The organism is Dyella sp. LX-66, from assembly GCF_018599165.1.
GTDB lineage: Bacteria > Pseudomonadota > Gammaproteobacteria > Xanthomonadales > Rhodanobacteraceae > Dyella_D > Dyella_D marensis.
This window is the reverse complement of record NZ_JAHFVJ010000005.1, coordinates 25,019-40,822: the sequence shown is the minus strand read 5'-3', so window position 1 is coordinate 40,822 and position 15,804 is coordinate 25,019. Positions and strand designations below refer to the sequence as shown.

Genomic DNA, 15,804 nt, shown 5'->3' with positions numbered 1-15,804 from the left:
TATCAATCCGAAGTATCTGATGCCCAGTGTCATGGGCATTCCTCACGACGAAAAGGAGATGTCGTCATGCCCTGGATCAAAACAGCCAACGTCGCGCAATACGAAGGCGCCGACTGGTCGAACTACGTCAAAACCGTGTCCCACTGCACGCCGGCCAAGGCGCAGTTGATCGCTTTCCAGGATCCCAGCATCTCTTATTTTTTCTATTGCCGGGAATTCATGGTTCTGACCGATGGACGCAGCTTCAAGCCAGGCGACGCCGTGTTCTTCAATGGCACACAGCCCCCCTGGTACGGCAGTGCGCCGCAATGCGACGCTTATAAGCGGCCATGCATCGCCGTGGCCTATGCCAACTCGGGCGGAGTGAGGGCGGCGGCCGACCTCACCTATAACGGCGCTCCAGCCTTGGACGCCATCCTGTTTCCGGCGAACCTCAACCTCAAATCCACCGGCTTGCCAAACGGCACGTCCTGGGTCGACCCCAACGGTGCCGGTCCCACGATGTTGCGCGCCGCAGGGCTATGCAGGGGTAATGGTCTATAACATCAATACGACCGAGAACCAGGCGCTGCTGACGACCTTGCTGTCGAGCTGGCCTGCGGCCTGACGATTCAGCAGGGCGAGGGAGGCCGATGGGCTTCCCTTGATGTATCAGCCAGGGCAGGCACGACTTGTGTGTAACCGGGTTTGCCTCGATTGGCCCGCGGAGAGGGGGTGGTGTGGACCTCCGACCGGCGATGGTATTGCGGACTGGTTCCAGCCCGGCCACGGTGTGGCGATACACAGAGGATGTGTTCTTGGATGTTTTCGATCTAACCCGAAACCCCGACCAGATCGGCCCGGCCTATTTCTTCTTTCTCGCCTTCGTGGCGATGGGCCTGGTCGGGTCCGGCTTCATGCTGTATCTGGTCCGCAGCGGACGAAGAGGCGCATGGTTCTACCTTTTGCTTGACCTGCTCATCACGGCGGGTGCGTGCTTGGCGATGCTGCACGAGATCCGTCATGCCGGCGCGGTCAAAGCACAGGTTCTGAGTGGCCAGTTCGCCAGTGTCGAGGGATGTCTCGATCAGTTCCATCCTGGGCTCGCCTCGCCGGGTGAGTCCGATGCCGGCCAGGAGCAATGGTCAGTGGTCGGGCAGCTGTTCGATTATGGTGCCGACGAGATTCGGCTTGGCTATCATGCGGTCGAGCCGGGCGGTGGCCTGGTTCACGCGGATTCGTGGGTGCGAGTCGGTTACGTTCGCGATGATCTGCTTGCACGCAACGACATCGTACGGCTCGAGGTCATCCAGCATGCGTAGTCCGGCGGCGCCGGACTACGCAGAATAGTTCGCCGAATGTGCCCGTCTGGCGACCGAATGGATCCAATTTGAGGGCGAGTTTTCTTCATCCCTCACTGCGATGACTTTTGTAAGTTACGCGCGGAATGGCTGGTTCCTGCGCGCGGCTGACGGGCCGGCTGACGGAGAGGGTCTGGTCACCAAACACTCCAGCAATCGCCTGCCGGTGGATGGCTCGGGTCGACTGTTTACGGATAGCGGGAGTGAACGTTTTAATCGAACGGTTAACGGAGCATCACTCATGTCACACGCGCCTGAAACTTACGGTCTCGCCGCTTACGGCTATCTGCGCGCTCGTTGCGGAGTTGCAGGAAATGGATCCTGGTATCCACGAAAGAACTCTTGCTTGAGCTGTGACTAGCTTTGGTGACAAGCCGCGCATGGCTGATCGAGCCACCATTCAGGCGCTGAAAGAGTTGGAGTGGAGGGGGTGACATGGCTGATCTCTATGATTGGCCAAGTCATCGAATGATGTCGGGGCATTAATTGCGGCATGCCGCCTCGGCACGATCGAGTCAGTTTTTTCAGGCCGATCACATCAGGATGAAACGTAAAGGGCCGAGTCGGCCCGAAGCTGCGATTTTGGCCAACTTGAAGAACGGATATAGAACGGTCCTTTTCACTGGGAGGGTTCCGCGCTCGATCCATATCCTCGACGCTTGTCCGTAAGAGGATCCGCATGCGGGCGCGCGAGGGCATGGCGATCGCGCGAGCCAAGGGCAAACTGCGCGGCAAACAGCCCAAGCTCAGCGACCGTCAGCAGAGGGAATTGCGCCGTATGCACGACACCGGCGAGTACTCGATCAGCGATCTGGCGGAGGTGTTTTCGATCTCTCGGCACACCGTCTATCGCACCCTCGGGCGACAGACTGCAATCAGGCAACTTTAAGACACTCATAAGACGTACGATTCCGCCCGCAGCCGGATTCGACGCTAAATAGGAAATAGAGACGATGAGATTACTCGATGACGCAGCGATTGTCGCTAGGTTGTCCAAGCTTCACGAAGATCATAAGATTTTTTCTCGGACGGATATTCGAGAGGGTTACAACACTGCGATTGAGGGTGTGTCAGCGTGGCGATTCTCGACCGGTGATTATTTCAATCGGTTGCCTTTTGAGGACGAGAGACAGGGGTACCCGACGCCGCGCCTGCTGAAAAAGACTTACAAAGATTTCAATGAAGCGCGGTGGCTTGGAAAATTCAGCGCAGGCTTTGCTGGAGACGAGCACGTCGTCACGATACAGCCAGAAGAGAATGGTATCCAATCCGTCTCCGCCAACCTGTATAAGAAATTCGATGATCGACTGGATATATGGAAAACCCGAGATCGTAGGAAAGGTAATTCAAAGGAACAGGGCTCGCTTTTGCTCGGGCTTGGTAGGGTTGAGAGTTTTTCCAATACGACACTCTATATGGCCGTTGGCCAGGGCGGTGCATTTTCGGTCTACTTGTATACCTATTCGCCCGAGGGAGCGCTTTTGACCACTGACGCATTTTCAAAAGGATGGTCGCAGGAAGTCCGGTGGACCTACCACTACAGCGAAAAGAACGAGCTTTTGGAAATTCGCACTGGAGATGCGGTGCTTTGGGCTGCTTCGCCGAACCTCTAGCTCATACCCTGTCATCATACGCCACGCCAATTGGAGCAAATTTTGAATTGGGCGCGTGAAGTGAGCGCAGCGCTATTCTTGACACAACATGCCGGCGATGCGGATCGCCGATATCGTAGGAAGGCTCACTAACGTACGATTCCGCCCCCAGCCGGAACCGACCCCATTTACGACGCGAATTACTTAGCAATTTAGCCTTGCCGGATCTGGGCTACGATGTCCTCAGAACACGCTATTTTCCCATTTGTTAGCGGTGGGCCTGAAAGCCTCTTTCTTCACTATTCGCCACTCATCATTTTTCCGGAACAGCGTATATTTCTGCTCTCGCGTAAAATCAGGAACAGTAGGATGTCGCCAAAGTGTAGCCACGATGACTTTTTTCGGATTCGTATCATCAATACTTAAGATGTCTTCGTGCTGCTCATCATATTCCGGTGGGTATCCAACATTTGGTCCGGCCAGCCGGCCGAATTTTCCACCCGGTTTAGCCAAAAACTCATCATATATTTTGATTAGTTGTTCACGCAGCTCATCTCTAACGGGCTCCATGCCCTTCTCATTCACCAACTTCAGCCCATTGACCTCCCAGCGGTGCATCTTACGAAAGAATTCAAGTAGAACATCTTTAGCAATTTTCATCGAACGCCCTATATCGATTGTTGTTGTCTCCGCTTGTCGCAAATATCCCACAACAGTCGGGCTTCTGCACCTGAGTTTTAAAACGAACATTTTCACGCGGCGATTTTGCCGAAATCTATCCGGCTGTCCAGATCAAGATCGAACCCGCCATAGGGATTGACGTGTGCATAGATCAGCGGCGTGAGACCGCGATAATCTTCCGGCATCATGCGGCCTTCCCAGGCCGGTTCGGTCAGCACCGATTGCAGCATGCGCGTGTTCACATAGACAAGCGATGCTTGTAGCAGATGCAGCGCCAGCGCCGAGATCTCCTGTTCGTCAATGCGGTTGCTCGCCATTTCGCTACCCTTGCCGAAGAACACAAATCCGTTGGCACTGTTCCAGTTTTCGACAACGTTGAGACCTTCATGGATTTCCCGGCGGAAGGTTTCCTGCCGCAGATAACGGCATAGAAAGATCGTCTTGACCGCGCGGCCGAGTTCACTCAGCGCCTTGTAGGTCGGGTGCATCACTTCGGCCCGTGCGAAGCGGCGCAGGATTGCTTCCGGGTCGGCTGTTCGGGTCTGCATGGCAGCGGCGTATTTGACCATTTCGTCATATTGCTGCTCAATCTCCTCCCAGTTGATCGGGTTGGAAAGGATCGGCAGCAGGTACGGCAATCTTGTTCGGAACCCCGCATCGGCTAATGCGAGCTTCTGCCGGGCGATTGCCTTCAGGCGCGGGGCGAGCTCAAATCCGAGCAATCGGCAAAAGGCAAAGCCGACGGCACTCTGGCCATGGCTATCGACATATTGCCGCTGGATTTCCAGATCGGTGCAATGGCGAAGAACGCCCTCAATCATCGATGCGACTTCCGATGAAGAGCACCGCTTGAGCTGGGAATAGACGCAAGTAGCCCGCTTTTCGACATGCCAGTAGATCATGACGCCGCGCCCGCCATAGCGGGCATGCCACTCGGTCATCAGGTTGCGATCCCATGCACCGAACTTGGTCGAAGCGAATTGCAAGCGTGGCATTCGCGACCCGAGCGCAGGCGTCTCGCAAAGCACTGGCGTGAATGAAGCGACGATGCACATGCAGAAGCTCCTCATAGCTGGCGTCAGTAGTGGCGCCGGCGACCCGCTTCAGACCGGCATTGGTGCCAAGGCCATAGAGGCAAAGAAGCAATCGCTGATCCAGGACCGTCTTGGGCAGCGCGACGCGGGAGGCCGAGGTTTCGAAGGCGTCGAGCAGTCCGGTGTCGAGGGCTGTTTCTTTCAGAACATCAAGCAGGCCCGTCATCGGCCAGCGTTGGCCAATCTCAGTTTTGATAGCTGCCAGACCCTTCGGTTCCGAGGCCGTCTCGCTCGATCACCTTCTTCGCGTCCAAAAGCGCAAACTCAAACTCGATGCGACCGGCGTCCAGTTTCGACCGATCCATCTGATTGTTGTCCAGGAGCTGCTGATTCATAAACCGGATCCAATCAACCTCCGCCGGCGTGCGCGGTAGCGCGTGCTGCTGGCGGATCCACTCGCGCATTGAGCGTGCGCGGGCGCTGACGTTGATGAGGTGGTACGGATCGGTCATGGTTGGATTCTCAAAGAGATCAGGCCAGCGAAAAGAGAGATGGCGTCGCGCCGGCGGCACGCTGTTGTTGGTACCTGGCGAACGACATGGGGAGCTCGGCGAAGCGCCGCGGCACCGCTAGGGCCCGGAGAATGGCGGTGTCGGTCATTACGCCGGCAGTTCCGGTTCGTTCGGAGCGTCCAGCGGCGGCACGATCCAGCGATAGCCGGCGGCTTCCACGGCGGCGCGCACGAGCGCAAGGCCTGCCGGACTATCCAACGGGATCTCCTCCAACACCTCCCAGTCGTCCTCCGCCAAAGGCGGGGCAAAAAGCACGTGCACCAGATCGTCCTGGTACTGGCGCGAGTGCCAGCCCAGACCACCCAGGGTCACACCATGTGCTGCCAGAAACCGGTCCAGACCGGCGGCCATACCCTGCGAGAGCGCGTGCACGCTGTGCGTACAGGCCGTCTCCCAAGCCAGGTCTTCGACGGTATCGGCGTCCACGAAGCGCCGGCGATGCGGCGGGTCGACACGGACGATGTCGGTGAGGTCGCGGCGCAACCGCAGCCGGGCCACGCTGCGGCCGGCCAGCTCCGCGGGCGCCACGTAGACCTCGTTGTGGGCATTCGGGCGCACGTTGCGCAGAACGACCTCCCAAATCGCACCGGTCGATCCCGACGCACAGTAGAAGGCGGGGCGGCGATTGGGTTCGCCCGGCGCACCGGCAAGCGCGAACCGCGTATCGCACCAAGGGTTGGCCGAGAGTGGTCCGTAGATCGTGCGATAGGTATGCCACACCTCCCCAGCTGGCAATGTATGTCGCTCGAACGGCCAGTGCGCGACCACTTCAGTCATGTGCGGCCTCGTGAGCGGTGAGGCTCTGGGCCAGGGCGATCACCGCCGCCGGATCCTCGGCGAACACCTCGGCCGGAGCGCGCGGTGTGTCCTCGATGAACTGCATGGTCAAAGCCATGGTCGTCGGATCGTCACTATCCAGTCTGCGCGCGGCGAGATGCGCCTTGGATAGCGCCGGATGCGGCTGATACAGCCAGTAGGCGCGTGCCCACCCACCCTTGTCCTCCATGCGCGGATCAAAGCCCGCACGGGTACGCAGCGTGGCAAACAGCGCCTGGCGATTCGCCTCAGTAAGGCCGGGCGCGAACTGAAAGTCCGGGTGCATGAATGCGCGATCCCGGCTTGACCACACGCCGAACAGGGCATCGGCGCGGCGCTGCCGGCTGGCCCAGGTGGTGGCGTCCTCGGCCAAGGCATTCAAGCGACGGGCGGCCTCGGCGGCAGGGACGGTGCTGGCCAGGATCTGGTCTTTCAGGGTGCGAGGAGCCGGCGGCGCGTCGAGGACCTCCATGCCTTCCGCAGGCACATCGGCGACTAGACGCTCGAGCAGTTGGTCCCAGCCCTCCTCATCGGCGCGGACTGACGGTGCGACCTCGACCAGCAGGCGTGTTGTCTGCATGCGCTGGGCGACGAGCTCCGCCTCTACCTCGTGGAAGGACGTGGTCAGAAGCTCGCTGCTGAGTGCGGGGCCGGCGGCGTGGACGGCTACTTGATGGTCGATTGTTTCGACCACCGCCCAGGAGTCGTGGATCGCGTGACCATGGACCCATAGTTGCTTCAGCAAGGCGCCGGCGAGGCGGCCGCGTACGGCCTGTGCCATGGTGCGCTTGAGCAGTTGGATGGCATCCTCGGGGATGTCGTCCTCACGCGGCGAGAGGGGCGCCATCAAATAGATCACGAGGCCGGCGTCGGCGGCCTCGCGCGGCGCGCGGCGCCGCTGATCCAGTTCGTCCAGCCGAACCCGTGCGACTGACGAAGTAACGCGCTGGCGCTGCGCATCCAGGCGCAGGCCCAGCCGAACCAGCTCAACGCTGGCTGGGGTCGCGTTGACGGCATTCATAGGGCTCTCTTCCTGACTCATTCTGATGAACACCACCATACGCCGGCCAGTCGCCACGTGCAATCCTGCAATGCTGCAACCATGAAGCTGGTGAAGGGGCGCGGGCATGGCCACCATTGGCGCGCAAGTGACTGATTTATTGGGTCTTCATGCCAATTAACTGAGGGTTGGTGCGGGCGCAGCCACTTTCATGACGACCCATGACCGAGCTTCGCCACGCCTCGAGTAGTTGGCAGACGGGCGATGGAGTCGAAATAACGCTGCCCAATAGATTCATCTACTCCGAGCCTGATTCCGGCGGCGAAGCTTCCGTGCGGTCGCTGGCCTCTGCCCGGTGAAGAACACGCCTGGCAGCATCATGAGGCGGCACGAGTCGCTCCGGGTCCAATGTGTAGTCGCCAAACCGATTAATGTGCGCCATGCGGTAAGGGGCGAGGCCAGCCAGCATCTCAGGGGTGATCGTCATCCCTTCCTCCTGAAGTTCGAGTATGGCGCGCGACATGTGCTCGACGTTATAGAGAATGACCATGTTTGCAACCAGATGGTTGTAGCTAACGACTTTCTGCTGCTCAAGGCGAAGGTTCTCAGCGATGATGCCCTGGCCGCCAAAGAAGGCCCATTTGGCGAAGTTATTCCATTCTTCGCTTTTGTTGGTCGCCGCATGAATGATCTGCCTGACTTCGGGATCGTCGATGTAGTCGAGCAAGAAGAGCGTGCGAATTACCTTGCCGAGCTCGCGGAAAGCGAAATAAAGCTTGTTCTTCCGGCTCGCCGTGCCAAGTCGGCGAAGGATGGTCGAAGCGGTGATCTTGCCAGTCTTGATCGATACCGCCACGCGAAGCATGTCGTGAAAGTGGGTTTGAATCAGCTCCCAGTCGATGAAGTCATTCTTGCCACCCGTAAGGCTCTGCAGATGAGGGTAGTTGAACTCAGGGTCTGGCCTGGAAAGCGTCAGGTCGCGAATGTTGCGGATTCGAGGCATCAGCTTGATGCCTAGCAGGTGCGAGAGCGCGAAGACCGGAAAGCTTTGGGACTGGGTGTCACCGTGCAGGGTGTTGGGCTGAATGTCAGATCGATTGGCGAGAACGTCTAGGATGTAGACCGCTTCGTGCACGCCACAGGCGATAAAACGGCTGAAGAGGGCGATGTATTTATCAGAGATATGGTAGTAGCCGATGCCGCCGTAGCCACCGTAGCGGATGTGCTTTTCCGAGATGAGGTTGTCCTCAAACAAGGTCCACTTGGTCCCGTCGGCGGACGCGGAGCGGCCGGAGCCCCAGTAGCTGGGAAGGTCGTAGCGATTGAAGAGGTTGATGATGTCGGTGGTGCATCGCTCAAGCGTTTCGTCGGTGACGTACTTGAGATTGAGCCAGCCAGCCTGCTTGCGACTGAGTCCCCGCACGGAGCGTGCGGTTTGTGTGGGTCCAAGATTGCAGCCGTAGCAAAAGAGCGTCGTCACGATGCGATAGCGCAAGTCATCGAGCCGACCGTCGGTGCCTGCCACCGTTTTGAAGTGACGCTCTAGATTCGCCCAGTGGGTCACGTCCCAGAGAACATCGATGATGCTGGTCGGGGCGAGGCGCTCGATCAGTTTGGCGTCGAGTAGCGCCAATTCCCGGGTGATCGGCCGACGCGCCAACTTCCGTAGGGTGAGTCGACCATCGACGATCTCGGCATAAGCGTTGTCCGGGAACCGTGCATTGACATCCTTGAACTTCTTCCGCAGCGACTCACGCAAACCGCTAACGAAGGCGCCCGGCTCGGTCTCAAGGCCGGCGATCTCTCCGTACTCGGCCAGCTCCTTGTGGAAGGCCTCCTGATCAATCAGTTCTTCCCGGTAATCATCAAAGCGTTCGCCTCCAGGAATGAAGACGTCGCCGGATTTGAGCTCATCCTTGATCTGAAAAAGTACCGCCAGCTCGAAGAACCGCCGCTGCATGCAGCCGGCGCGGTCGGCGCCCCAGGCCTTGGGAAAGATCTCGCGCCGCCAGGGCTGCGAAAGCCAGTGGAAGTCGCTCTTCGCATCAAGGCCAACCGCTTCTGTTTCGATAATCTCTCGCCGCTGGTGGCGGCATTGCTCCAGAGCCAGCAGCAGCCTCTCTGTCATCGGATCGTTGGAGGTGCTGCGCAGGCCCATGATTTGCACGCAATTGAGCAAGAGCGCGCGCTGGGATGCGTAGGGCTTGGGCAGGAAGGGAATGTAATGCTGGTCGGCGTAGGCCATGTGCTCCTCGCACTCCGCAAGCAGCACGCTGATGTCCTCGCCGACAACATCGCCAATCGCTCCGATCCGCTGGGTGTCCGTTCCGATCGTCTGGTAGGCGTGAAGGATGTCCCGCAGTTGGCCAACGAGGCGGTCCGTTCGTTTCTGGTGCTCCTGTTGGTAGGCCAGCAAACTGCGTAGTGCTGTGTTCTCCAGCGCCTGGATTAGTCTGATGAAAAGATCGGCGGTATCGTCCAGCGTGCGCGCATATTGGGCGCGCACATAGATAACAGCCAGGGCGTTTCGTTTGGCTGGCAGAAGCTCGGTGAGTTCGCTGAGGTCCAGTGCCTTCGCCATGTCCCGAAAATGCTTGAGCTTGGGAACAGGGATGTCCAAAGGCGGCAATAGCTCCGCCAATTCCCGCAGATGCGCCACATGGGCAAGAAAGCTACGCACCTCCTTGTTGCCAGGGCGGCGCGGCTCGCGCTTCAGCGTTTGCCAGATGCTGACCGAACTCCCGGCGGGAACGATCAGTAGCGAACTGATCATAGTCCTGGCTTCGGGCGACAGCGATCGATCGATGCGCTCGAAGTAGTCCTGGTGGACCTGTTCGCGCGCCCGCGCCGCCATTTCATCGAGGAGGCGGAAGGCTGGCAGCTCGTGGCGGTGACGGGCAAGCTCCTCTAGGAGTACGGCAATGATGTCCGCGAGGTAGTGGCGAGTGCGGGCCGCGTCGTGGGCAACCCCCTCGAGCCATCGTCGGCCAGGCTCACCTAAAGGGCGCACCCCGAGATAGATGCGCAGGGCCTTGATATGCTCGCGTTTGCGTCGCGAGGCGTCGTATGCGGATAGATCATCCAGGCGAAGGATGCGTCGGTAACCCATGGCGTCGGCGATATGTCGGATGATGCGCTCCGGCATTTCGTCCAGCGTGATGAAGCGCCCCATCTTCTGGTAGGCCTTCAGGTGCAGCATCACCGCCAGGCGTATTCGTGGCTGGTCGGCAATCGATGCAGTGAAGGCTACTTCGTCTGGTGTGGGGGTATAGGCTTCTTCAAGGTCTTTGGCGCTGGGGTCAGACTTGAACCGCGGATACGCGGTGTCTTTGATGGCCGTCATGCGGTCTCCACGTCAGTCCCTGTGTCGACACGAGGTGCACGTGGCACCGCGCTACGCAGGCAAAGATTCGCCTCGTGCGCGGGAATCTAGGGCGAAGAAAAGCCGTCCCGGTAGGTCAGCAGGCGGCCAACCTTTGGTCTTTTTGGCAGGGCGGATCATGCTTGGAATCGCCCGCGCAACCCGAGGCCTTTAAGGGTCGATCGCACTAGGTCAAACGCTTAGTCCCAGCGCCTACTGCCGGCCTCTTCTTCGGCGCGGGCTTCGGCGATCAAGCCATGATTGTCGGCGATGCGGTGAATATCCTCGATGAGCTGAGACATGGCTTCGTCAACAGCTAGCGGATCAGGGGCATCAACACGAAGGCGGAAGCGGCCGCGCGTTGCATCGAGCGGCACGGCGCCATGCCGCTTGAGGCAGGCGAACTCGATAAGTTGGCGCGCCTGACTGGTGCTGCGCTTCTTCATCGTAGTCGATAGGCGCATCACGAGGATGACGGCGACCTGTGAAAGATGGGGCGCGACTTGGGGTGATTGTGGTGACGGCAAAGAGAGGGTAGGGGGTGATGCAGGCGCGCCTATGCCCGCCTCAATGCGGGCCTGTCCGAAGGCATCCGGCTCATCGATGTAACGCATTGCTGACTGCGCGCTCTTCCAGCCGACATATTCCATCAGGGCGCGCACATCCCAGCCGTTGGCGCTGGCCCAACTGGCAAAGCCACGTCGCAGGGAATGGCCACTGAACTCACGGGTTTCGGCGGCACCCGCTTTGGCGAGAAATTGGCGGAACAGGCGGATGATGCTATTTGGGTGCAAGCCCGTTGGTGCCGCATGTCCCCATCGATCAATGGCGCGAAACAGCGGCCCCTCCTGAAGTTGAACGCTCGCGATCCAGTCGTAGGTTGCCTCGACAGGGCACCACCGGCTCAGCGCCGGCACTCGGTAGGTCGTGCCGGCAAGCTGGCGGTCGCCCTTGGTCCTGGGAAGGAAGCATGTCATCCCCTGGCCTGGCGCCAAGGCTAGATGCTCGACCTGCAGGCGCACCAACTCATCGACCCGAAAGCCTCGCCAGAAACCTAGCAGCAACATGGCCTTGTCTCGCCGAAGGCGGAGCACCTCCGCGGTATCGGCGCGTTGCTTTGCTGCATCCAGGGCATCGTCAAACCATTGGCACAGGCGATCAAGCTGACTCAGTTGCAGCGGCGTGGCGCGTTTTTCTTGGCCGGGATGCACGGCCTGAATCCCTTTGAGCGTTTGTCTAACGAGCGCCGCCCGCGTGGGGTCGGCAAACCCGTGCTCCTTGTGCCACTGAGCTAGCGCTGCCAGACGGTGTTTCAGTGTATTGAGTGAGTGCGTGCCTGCGTGCGCGGCGAGGTACTGAGCCACCTGCGATGCGCTCGTCGGTAGCAGGCCACCCCAGGCTTCTTCGAAATGACGCACCGCGGAGGCGTAGCTGCGCAGGGTGTTTTCGCGCTGGGCGGCTTCCAGGTAGTCCTCGACAGATCGTGAGGCGGCCGGTCGTTCACCCACGGACGAAGGCGCGGGCTTACTGGTGCTTGCCAGCCCATTTGGGGTCAGCCTCGGCATGTTCGCGCGGCCTCGCGTCATGGGGAGGCGTTACCTGGGCGCGATCCACATACGGGCGCCGACGTGCCATGGCGTGCCGGCGGGGCGCGTTTGCCTCTTTCCTGGTGGAGGTGGACCGTCATATCTCCGACTATATCCCGACTTATCCCTCCTCTGGAGTCTGCCATGAGGACGGCCTCGATCCGACCTTGTGCGATGGAATCATCGTTCACAAGGATGCAGAGATCAGCTCGATTTGGCGCGTCGATTTAGTGATGCGTTGACTTGGGGCGTTGATAGAACGGCGTAATGCCACCGCGCACCACGCCTTCGTGATGCGCCGATTCCTCGGGAAGGAAGCGAACCATGAAGCGCGCTGGATCCACGCCGGCTTGAATGGCGACGGCCGTGAGGGTGTCCGCTAGCGCCGGATCCGCGGGCTCGTCCAGCCCTAGAACGATATAGGCGCGAGGTTCGGAGCCGCGCAACAGTTCATAGAGAAATGCGCGATCAACGCATCCGTGCCGAATGAACCATTCGACCAATTTGACCGCGACGAGGTACAGGGCCTCATCGGGCAGGCGAAACGCCCAGGGCGCCTCCCGGGACGGGCTCGCGAGTTCTTGATGTGCCTTCGCCATGTGGTCGAACAGCTGAGCGACTCATTCAATTCTTCCCCTGAGACCGGAGGAGGCTTCCTACTACTGAGCTGCCTGCACTGGCCGTGGAAGGACATCAGCCCCGCCCGCAGGCAGGGCTGATGCACATTCGAGTCCGTCCCTAGGGCTTGACCTGGGCGGATGCACCAACGAACACCATGGCGGGCATGACGACATGTGCCGAGGTGGTAACGGCTCCGGAAAGCCGATTGTTGAGGAACGTAATCTCGCGCTGGCTCACGATGGGCGTCATGGTTGATTGTTTCTCGTAGATGTCCTGCATCTTGACAAACATCCACGCTCGCTCCCGAGGATCCAGACTCTCTCGCGAATCATTAATCAGCCGGGTCACTTCCGGGTTATTAAAGCCCGTCAGATTCCAGTAGCCATCTGGCAGATACTGAAATCCGATGATCTGCAAAGGGTCTTTGATCCCGCTTCCCGATGCCCCCAAAATCAGGTCCATGGGGGGATTGGCGCGCTTGGCGGGATCATTGAACAACTGGTCGTACTCGGCGGGTGAAACTTGCTTGATCACGACATTCACCCCGACCTCTTTTGCTTTTCGCCGAATCATCTCGGCCACGCGAAGTGTCGTCGCCTCGCCCGTCGCGAGGGCAAGGTTCAACTGTTGGCCCGCATAGCCAGACTGCCGCACTAGCGTCCTTGATCGCTTCAAGTCGTAAGCGCGCGCCTGTGCAAAGGCGGGATAAGCTGCAGCATAAATATCCCTGGCAGCGTCCTGCCAGATGTATGGCGAAACGACGGTGTACTGGGCGTCAGCGTGATTCTTGTAGACACGTTTCGCGACCGCATCGCGGTCGACGATGGACTGGAGCGCATCACGCAGCTTGATGCTTGCCATCGGCCCCTTTGGATTCGATACATAGAGCTGGAGTGATGCGAGCGCAGATCCGAAGAAGAGTCGCCCGGAACTGGCGTGCTCAAGGTCGGTAATGGCGGACGGAGTAACCGAGTACGATCCATCGATCAGGCCATTCTTGAGAGCCTGGATATACGTCGGTGCATCAGTGATAAAGGTGAAGGTCACCTTCTTGGCCAGGGGCAAGTGCGCCCGGTTCCAATAAGCATCGTTCCGCGTGATGACAATACTTTCACCCACATCCCAGCTCTCGAACTTGAAGGGGCCACTGCACATCAATCCGCCCGATGGGGTGCCCACAGCGCTACCCGTTGCCTCGACAAACGCCTTCTTGAGTACAACACCAGCAGACCCTGCCATAGTGGCAGCGAACAGCTCGTCGGGCTTGGAAAAGGTGATCGTTACCTCATTGGGTGCCGTCACGGCGATCGATGACACATTCTTGAAGATGTCGGTGTACACCTGCCCAGGCTGAGCGGAGCGGTTCAAGCTGAAGGCGACATCCTCCGCCGTCACCGGCGTGCCATCCCAGAATGCGGCATCGGTTCGGATCGTGTAGACGATCTTGGACGGCGTCACGACTTGCGAAGCCGCCAGGCCCGGGGCGAGCGAGTAGTCGTCATTGATGGATAACACCTTGTCGCAGAGATTGCTGACGATGCTCGGACCTGAAGGGCTTCCGCCTTTCACGGGATCGAGCGTCACAGGCTCGCCAGTGGGGAGATTCCAGACAAAACTTTCAACGGGCCCCGCCGCGGGCGTCGCATTGGATGCAGTGGCGGTTGGCGCTGCCATGGTGATAAGCCCGAGCGCGACACCCGCAGCACAAATACTCACTTCGGCCGCGCGGCCAAACCTTCCAATCAAGCGTTTCATCTTCCATTCCTCCATGTGTTGACGTGGTTGCTTCTGACTCACGATCCGTACGACACCACTATCTGGAATGCATCGGATAACCATCGGGCGCTTCGTGATTGTTGGGCCCGCCCCGATGCTCAACGCAGCAGCACGTTCCGCTGGAACGAGCAACCCCTTATCTCAGGGGTGATTCAAGGTTCATTTGGTGATTTGACATCGTGTATCGACCTGGACGTTCCGGGTAGAAATCGATACGCGCCCAGGCTTCCAAGAGCGGCGGGGGCGCTCAATGTCACTTTGGGCCAGTGACCTCTGAATTCTTGATTTATTACTTCACGTGACGCGCAAGAAAACGCGGCGCGGTATGGCAAGCGATTGGCTTGCGAGAAGTCAAAGTCTTCGAGATTGAACGCCGGAAGGGTGCGGAAGAGGGATGGTTCAACCGCTAGGGAGATATCCCTCAGGCCGGCAGTGGTTCTTGGTACATTTGAGGTGCCAGGGTGTCACCAGCCCAGTGAGTCCAGGACCTCAATGGAGATTGATGCCTGGAAAGGTGGGATGGGAGGGCCAGCCCTTACATGATTCATGAGGCGCTGAAACCATTTGTATGCGGGAGACTCGGGCCGGATCAGATGGGGGGCGTCGAAGCGATAGCGCGGCGGATGGCCACCATCTAAATGAAACGCTTGAACATAGAGGGGTGCCAGATAGCCCTGGAGTGCCCAGCGGATGTCATTCAGAAGTCGGGTGATCTGCGTGGCGTAATGGATAAAGACGCGGTCGCTCAAGTGCGCACGAAGGTCGTCAAGTAGGAAGGGCATCAACTCAGTCGGAAGCTGGGGAGCGGGTATATTCAACGAAGTCTTGGCCGCCTTGGAGGCCGCGATCAGTTTTGACGGATTGTGGCTAGCTTGGTTACTGGAGACCCATAAGGCCTGGTGGCGTGTCAGTCGAAGGCGCGGTTGTAGATGAATGGTCGGAAGCAGAAAACGACGTTCGATGGAAGCAGTCAACCAGGCATTCAATGAGGTCACGGCCTCGCTGAGTGGATCACTATCGCCCTCGGCATATAAGCGTCGTTGAGATGCTGCTCGACCCAGAACACCAAGGCATGAGTCTTTATTTCCCAGGGGAGTAGCGGCTCCACTTTCGTTGGTGAAATCCAGTAAGCGGATAAGGAAAAGGTCCTGGTGTACGCCCGTGGGGAAGCGCACCTCCATCTCGTCCGACCGGCCTTCGATCACTGCGAATTGGAGCATGGTTTGACTCACCAAGCTCGAAAGTGCATCGCAGCAGATGCATAGCCCGATCGCTTCTCGTTCCGCAAAGGTGAGGAGATTGGCCAAGGGAATCCTTTCCAGTAGTTCGCTCGGGTGCTTTACCTGCGGCGTTCGGCGGTGATCAAGCGCTGTCAGGGCCTGTTCCGCTTCGACGTTCCTCCTTCTTGGAGCGGTGCACTCGCTG

Annotated in this window: 13 protein-coding genes and 1 pseudogene; 4 read left to right on the top strand and 10 right to left on the bottom strand. The window is 59.1% G+C overall.

What is annotated here, in order from left to right:
- Nucleotides 1-66: 66 nt before the first annotated feature.
- The 4 genes from KK141_RS11240 to KK141_RS11225 all read left to right on the top strand — a co-directional run bounded on the left by KK141_RS11240 (nt 67) and on the right by KK141_RS11225 (nt 2,953).
- Nucleotides 67-543 carry a hypothetical protein gene (locus tag KK141_RS11240; protein WP_214572335.1) on the top strand — a complete coding sequence of 159 codons (477 nt, stop codon included), beginning with the start codon at nt 67-69 and terminating at the stop codon, nt 541-543.
- A gap of 254 nt (nt 544-797) precedes the next feature.
- Nucleotides 798-1,301 carry a hypothetical protein gene (locus KK141_RS11235; protein ID WP_214572336.1) on the top strand — a complete coding sequence of 168 codons (504 nt, stop codon included), beginning with the start codon at nt 798-800 and terminating at the stop codon, nt 1,299-1,301.
- Nucleotides 1,302-2,019: 718 nt separating this feature from the next.
- Nucleotides 2,020-2,229, top strand: a complete 210-nt coding sequence (locus KK141_RS11230; RefSeq protein ID WP_250901710.1) for a helix-turn-helix domain-containing protein — start codon at nt 2,020-2,022, stop codon at nt 2,227-2,229.
- Nucleotides 2,230-2,293: 64 nt separating this feature from the next.
- Nucleotides 2,294-2,953 carry a hypothetical protein gene (locus KK141_RS11225; protein WP_214572337.1) on the top strand — a complete coding sequence of 220 codons (660 nt, stop codon included), beginning with the start codon at nt 2,294-2,296 and terminating at the stop codon, nt 2,951-2,953.
- Between the two features lie 222 nt (nt 2,954-3,175).
- On the opposite strand, the gene KK141_RS11220 is transcribed toward KK141_RS11225, so the two are convergent.
- From KK141_RS11220 to KK141_RS11170, 10 genes and pseudogenes are all read right to left on the bottom strand, one after another.
- Nucleotides 3,176-3,682 (bottom strand): NTF2 fold immunity protein, encoded by a 507-nt coding sequence (locus KK141_RS11220; protein ID WP_250901723.1) that lies wholly within the window; start codon nt 3,680-3,682, stop codon nt 3,176-3,178.
- Between the two features lie 2 nt (nt 3,683-3,684).
- A pseudogene (locus KK141_RS11215) lies at nt 3,685-4,927 on the bottom strand (transposase); the annotation flags it as partial.
- Nucleotides 4,893-5,159, bottom strand: a complete 267-nt coding sequence (locus tag KK141_RS11205; protein ID WP_214572340.1) for an EKC/KEOPS complex subunit CGI121/TPRKB — start codon at nt 5,157-5,159, stop codon at nt 4,893-4,895. The gene KK141_RS11205 and the pseudogene KK141_RS11215, both read right to left, overlap by 35 nt.
- Before the next feature lie 147 nt (nt 5,160-5,306).
- On the bottom strand, nt 5,307-5,996 hold the full coding sequence (locus KK141_RS11200; protein WP_214572341.1) for a hypothetical protein: 690 nt from the start codon (nt 5,994-5,996) through the stop codon (nt 5,307-5,309).
- Nucleotides 5,989-7,056: a hypothetical protein gene (locus KK141_RS11195; RefSeq protein ID WP_214572342.1), complete on the bottom strand. Its 1,068-nt coding sequence runs from the start codon at nt 7,054-7,056 to the stop codon at nt 5,989-5,991. The genes KK141_RS11200 and KK141_RS11195 overlap by 8 nt, the downstream gene beginning before the upstream one ends.
- Nucleotides 7,057-7,333: 277 nt before the next feature.
- The gene (locus tag KK141_RS11190) at nt 7,334-10,378 is read right to left on the bottom strand and encodes a Tn3 family transposase (RefSeq protein ID WP_214572343.1); all 3,045 of its coding nucleotides are present in this window, start codon (nt 10,376-10,378) and stop codon (nt 7,334-7,336) included.
- A 218-nt stretch (nt 10,379-10,596) separates the two neighbouring features.
- Nucleotides 10,597-11,961: a site-specific integrase gene (locus KK141_RS11185; RefSeq protein ID WP_214572344.1), complete on the bottom strand. Its 1,365-nt coding sequence runs from the start codon at nt 11,959-11,961 to the stop codon at nt 10,597-10,599.
- A gap of 248 nt (nt 11,962-12,209) precedes the next feature.
- The gene (locus KK141_RS11180; protein ID WP_214572345.1) at nt 12,210-12,581 is read right to left on the bottom strand and encodes a hypothetical protein; all 372 of its coding nucleotides are present in this window, start codon (nt 12,579-12,581) and stop codon (nt 12,210-12,212) included.
- A 139-nt stretch (nt 12,582-12,720) separates the two neighbouring features.
- Nucleotides 12,721-14,358, bottom strand: coding sequence for an ABC transporter substrate-binding protein (locus KK141_RS11175; RefSeq protein WP_214572346.1), 1,638 nt, complete (start codon nt 14,356-14,358; stop codon nt 12,721-12,723).
- Between the two features lie 485 nt (nt 14,359-14,843).
- Nucleotides 14,844-15,686, bottom strand: coding sequence for a hypothetical protein (locus KK141_RS11170; RefSeq protein WP_214572347.1), 843 nt, complete (start codon nt 15,684-15,686; stop codon nt 14,844-14,846).
- Between the last annotated feature and the right edge of the window lie 118 nt (nt 15,687-15,804).

Excerpts from the sequence above, each read along its gene's own strand:
- KK141_RS11240 (WP_214572335.1), top strand. The coding sequence starts at position 67 with ATGCCCTGGATCAAAACAGCCAACGTCGCGCAATACGAAGGCGCCGAC.
- KK141_RS11230 (WP_250901710.1), top strand. The coding sequence starts at position 2,020 with ATGCGGGCGCGCGAGGGCATGGCGATCGCGCGAGCCAAGGGCAAACTG.
- KK141_RS11225 (WP_214572337.1), top strand. The coding sequence starts at position 2,294 with ATGAGATTACTCGATGACGCAGCGATTGTCGCTAGGTTGTCCAAGCTT.
- KK141_RS11220 (WP_250901723.1), bottom strand. The coding sequence starts at position 3,682 with ATGTTCGTTTTAAAACTCAGGTGCAGAAGCCCGACTGTTGTGGGATAT.
- KK141_RS11205 (WP_214572340.1), bottom strand. The coding sequence starts at position 5,159 with ATGACCGATCCGTACCACCTCATCAACGTCAGCGCCCGCGCACGCTCA.
- KK141_RS11200 (WP_214572341.1), bottom strand. The coding sequence starts at position 5,996 with ATGACTGAAGTGGTCGCGCACTGGCCGTTCGAGCGACATACATTGCCA.
- KK141_RS11195 (WP_214572342.1), bottom strand. The coding sequence starts at position 7,056 with ATGAATGCCGTCAACGCGACCCCAGCCAGCGTTGAGCTGGTTCGGCTG.
- KK141_RS11190 (WP_214572343.1), bottom strand. The coding sequence starts at position 10,378 with ATGACGGCCATCAAAGACACCGCGTATCCGCGGTTCAAGTCTGACCCC.
- KK141_RS11185 (WP_214572344.1), bottom strand. The coding sequence starts at position 11,961 with ATGCCGAGGCTGACCCCAAATGGGCTGGCAAGCACCAGTAAGCCCGCG.
- KK141_RS11180 (WP_214572345.1), bottom strand. The coding sequence starts at position 12,581 with ATGGCGAAGGCACATCAAGAACTCGCGAGCCCGTCCCGGGAGGCGCCC.
- KK141_RS11175 (WP_214572346.1), bottom strand. The coding sequence starts at position 14,358 with ATGAAACGCTTGATTGGAAGGTTTGGCCGCGCGGCCGAAGTGAGTATT.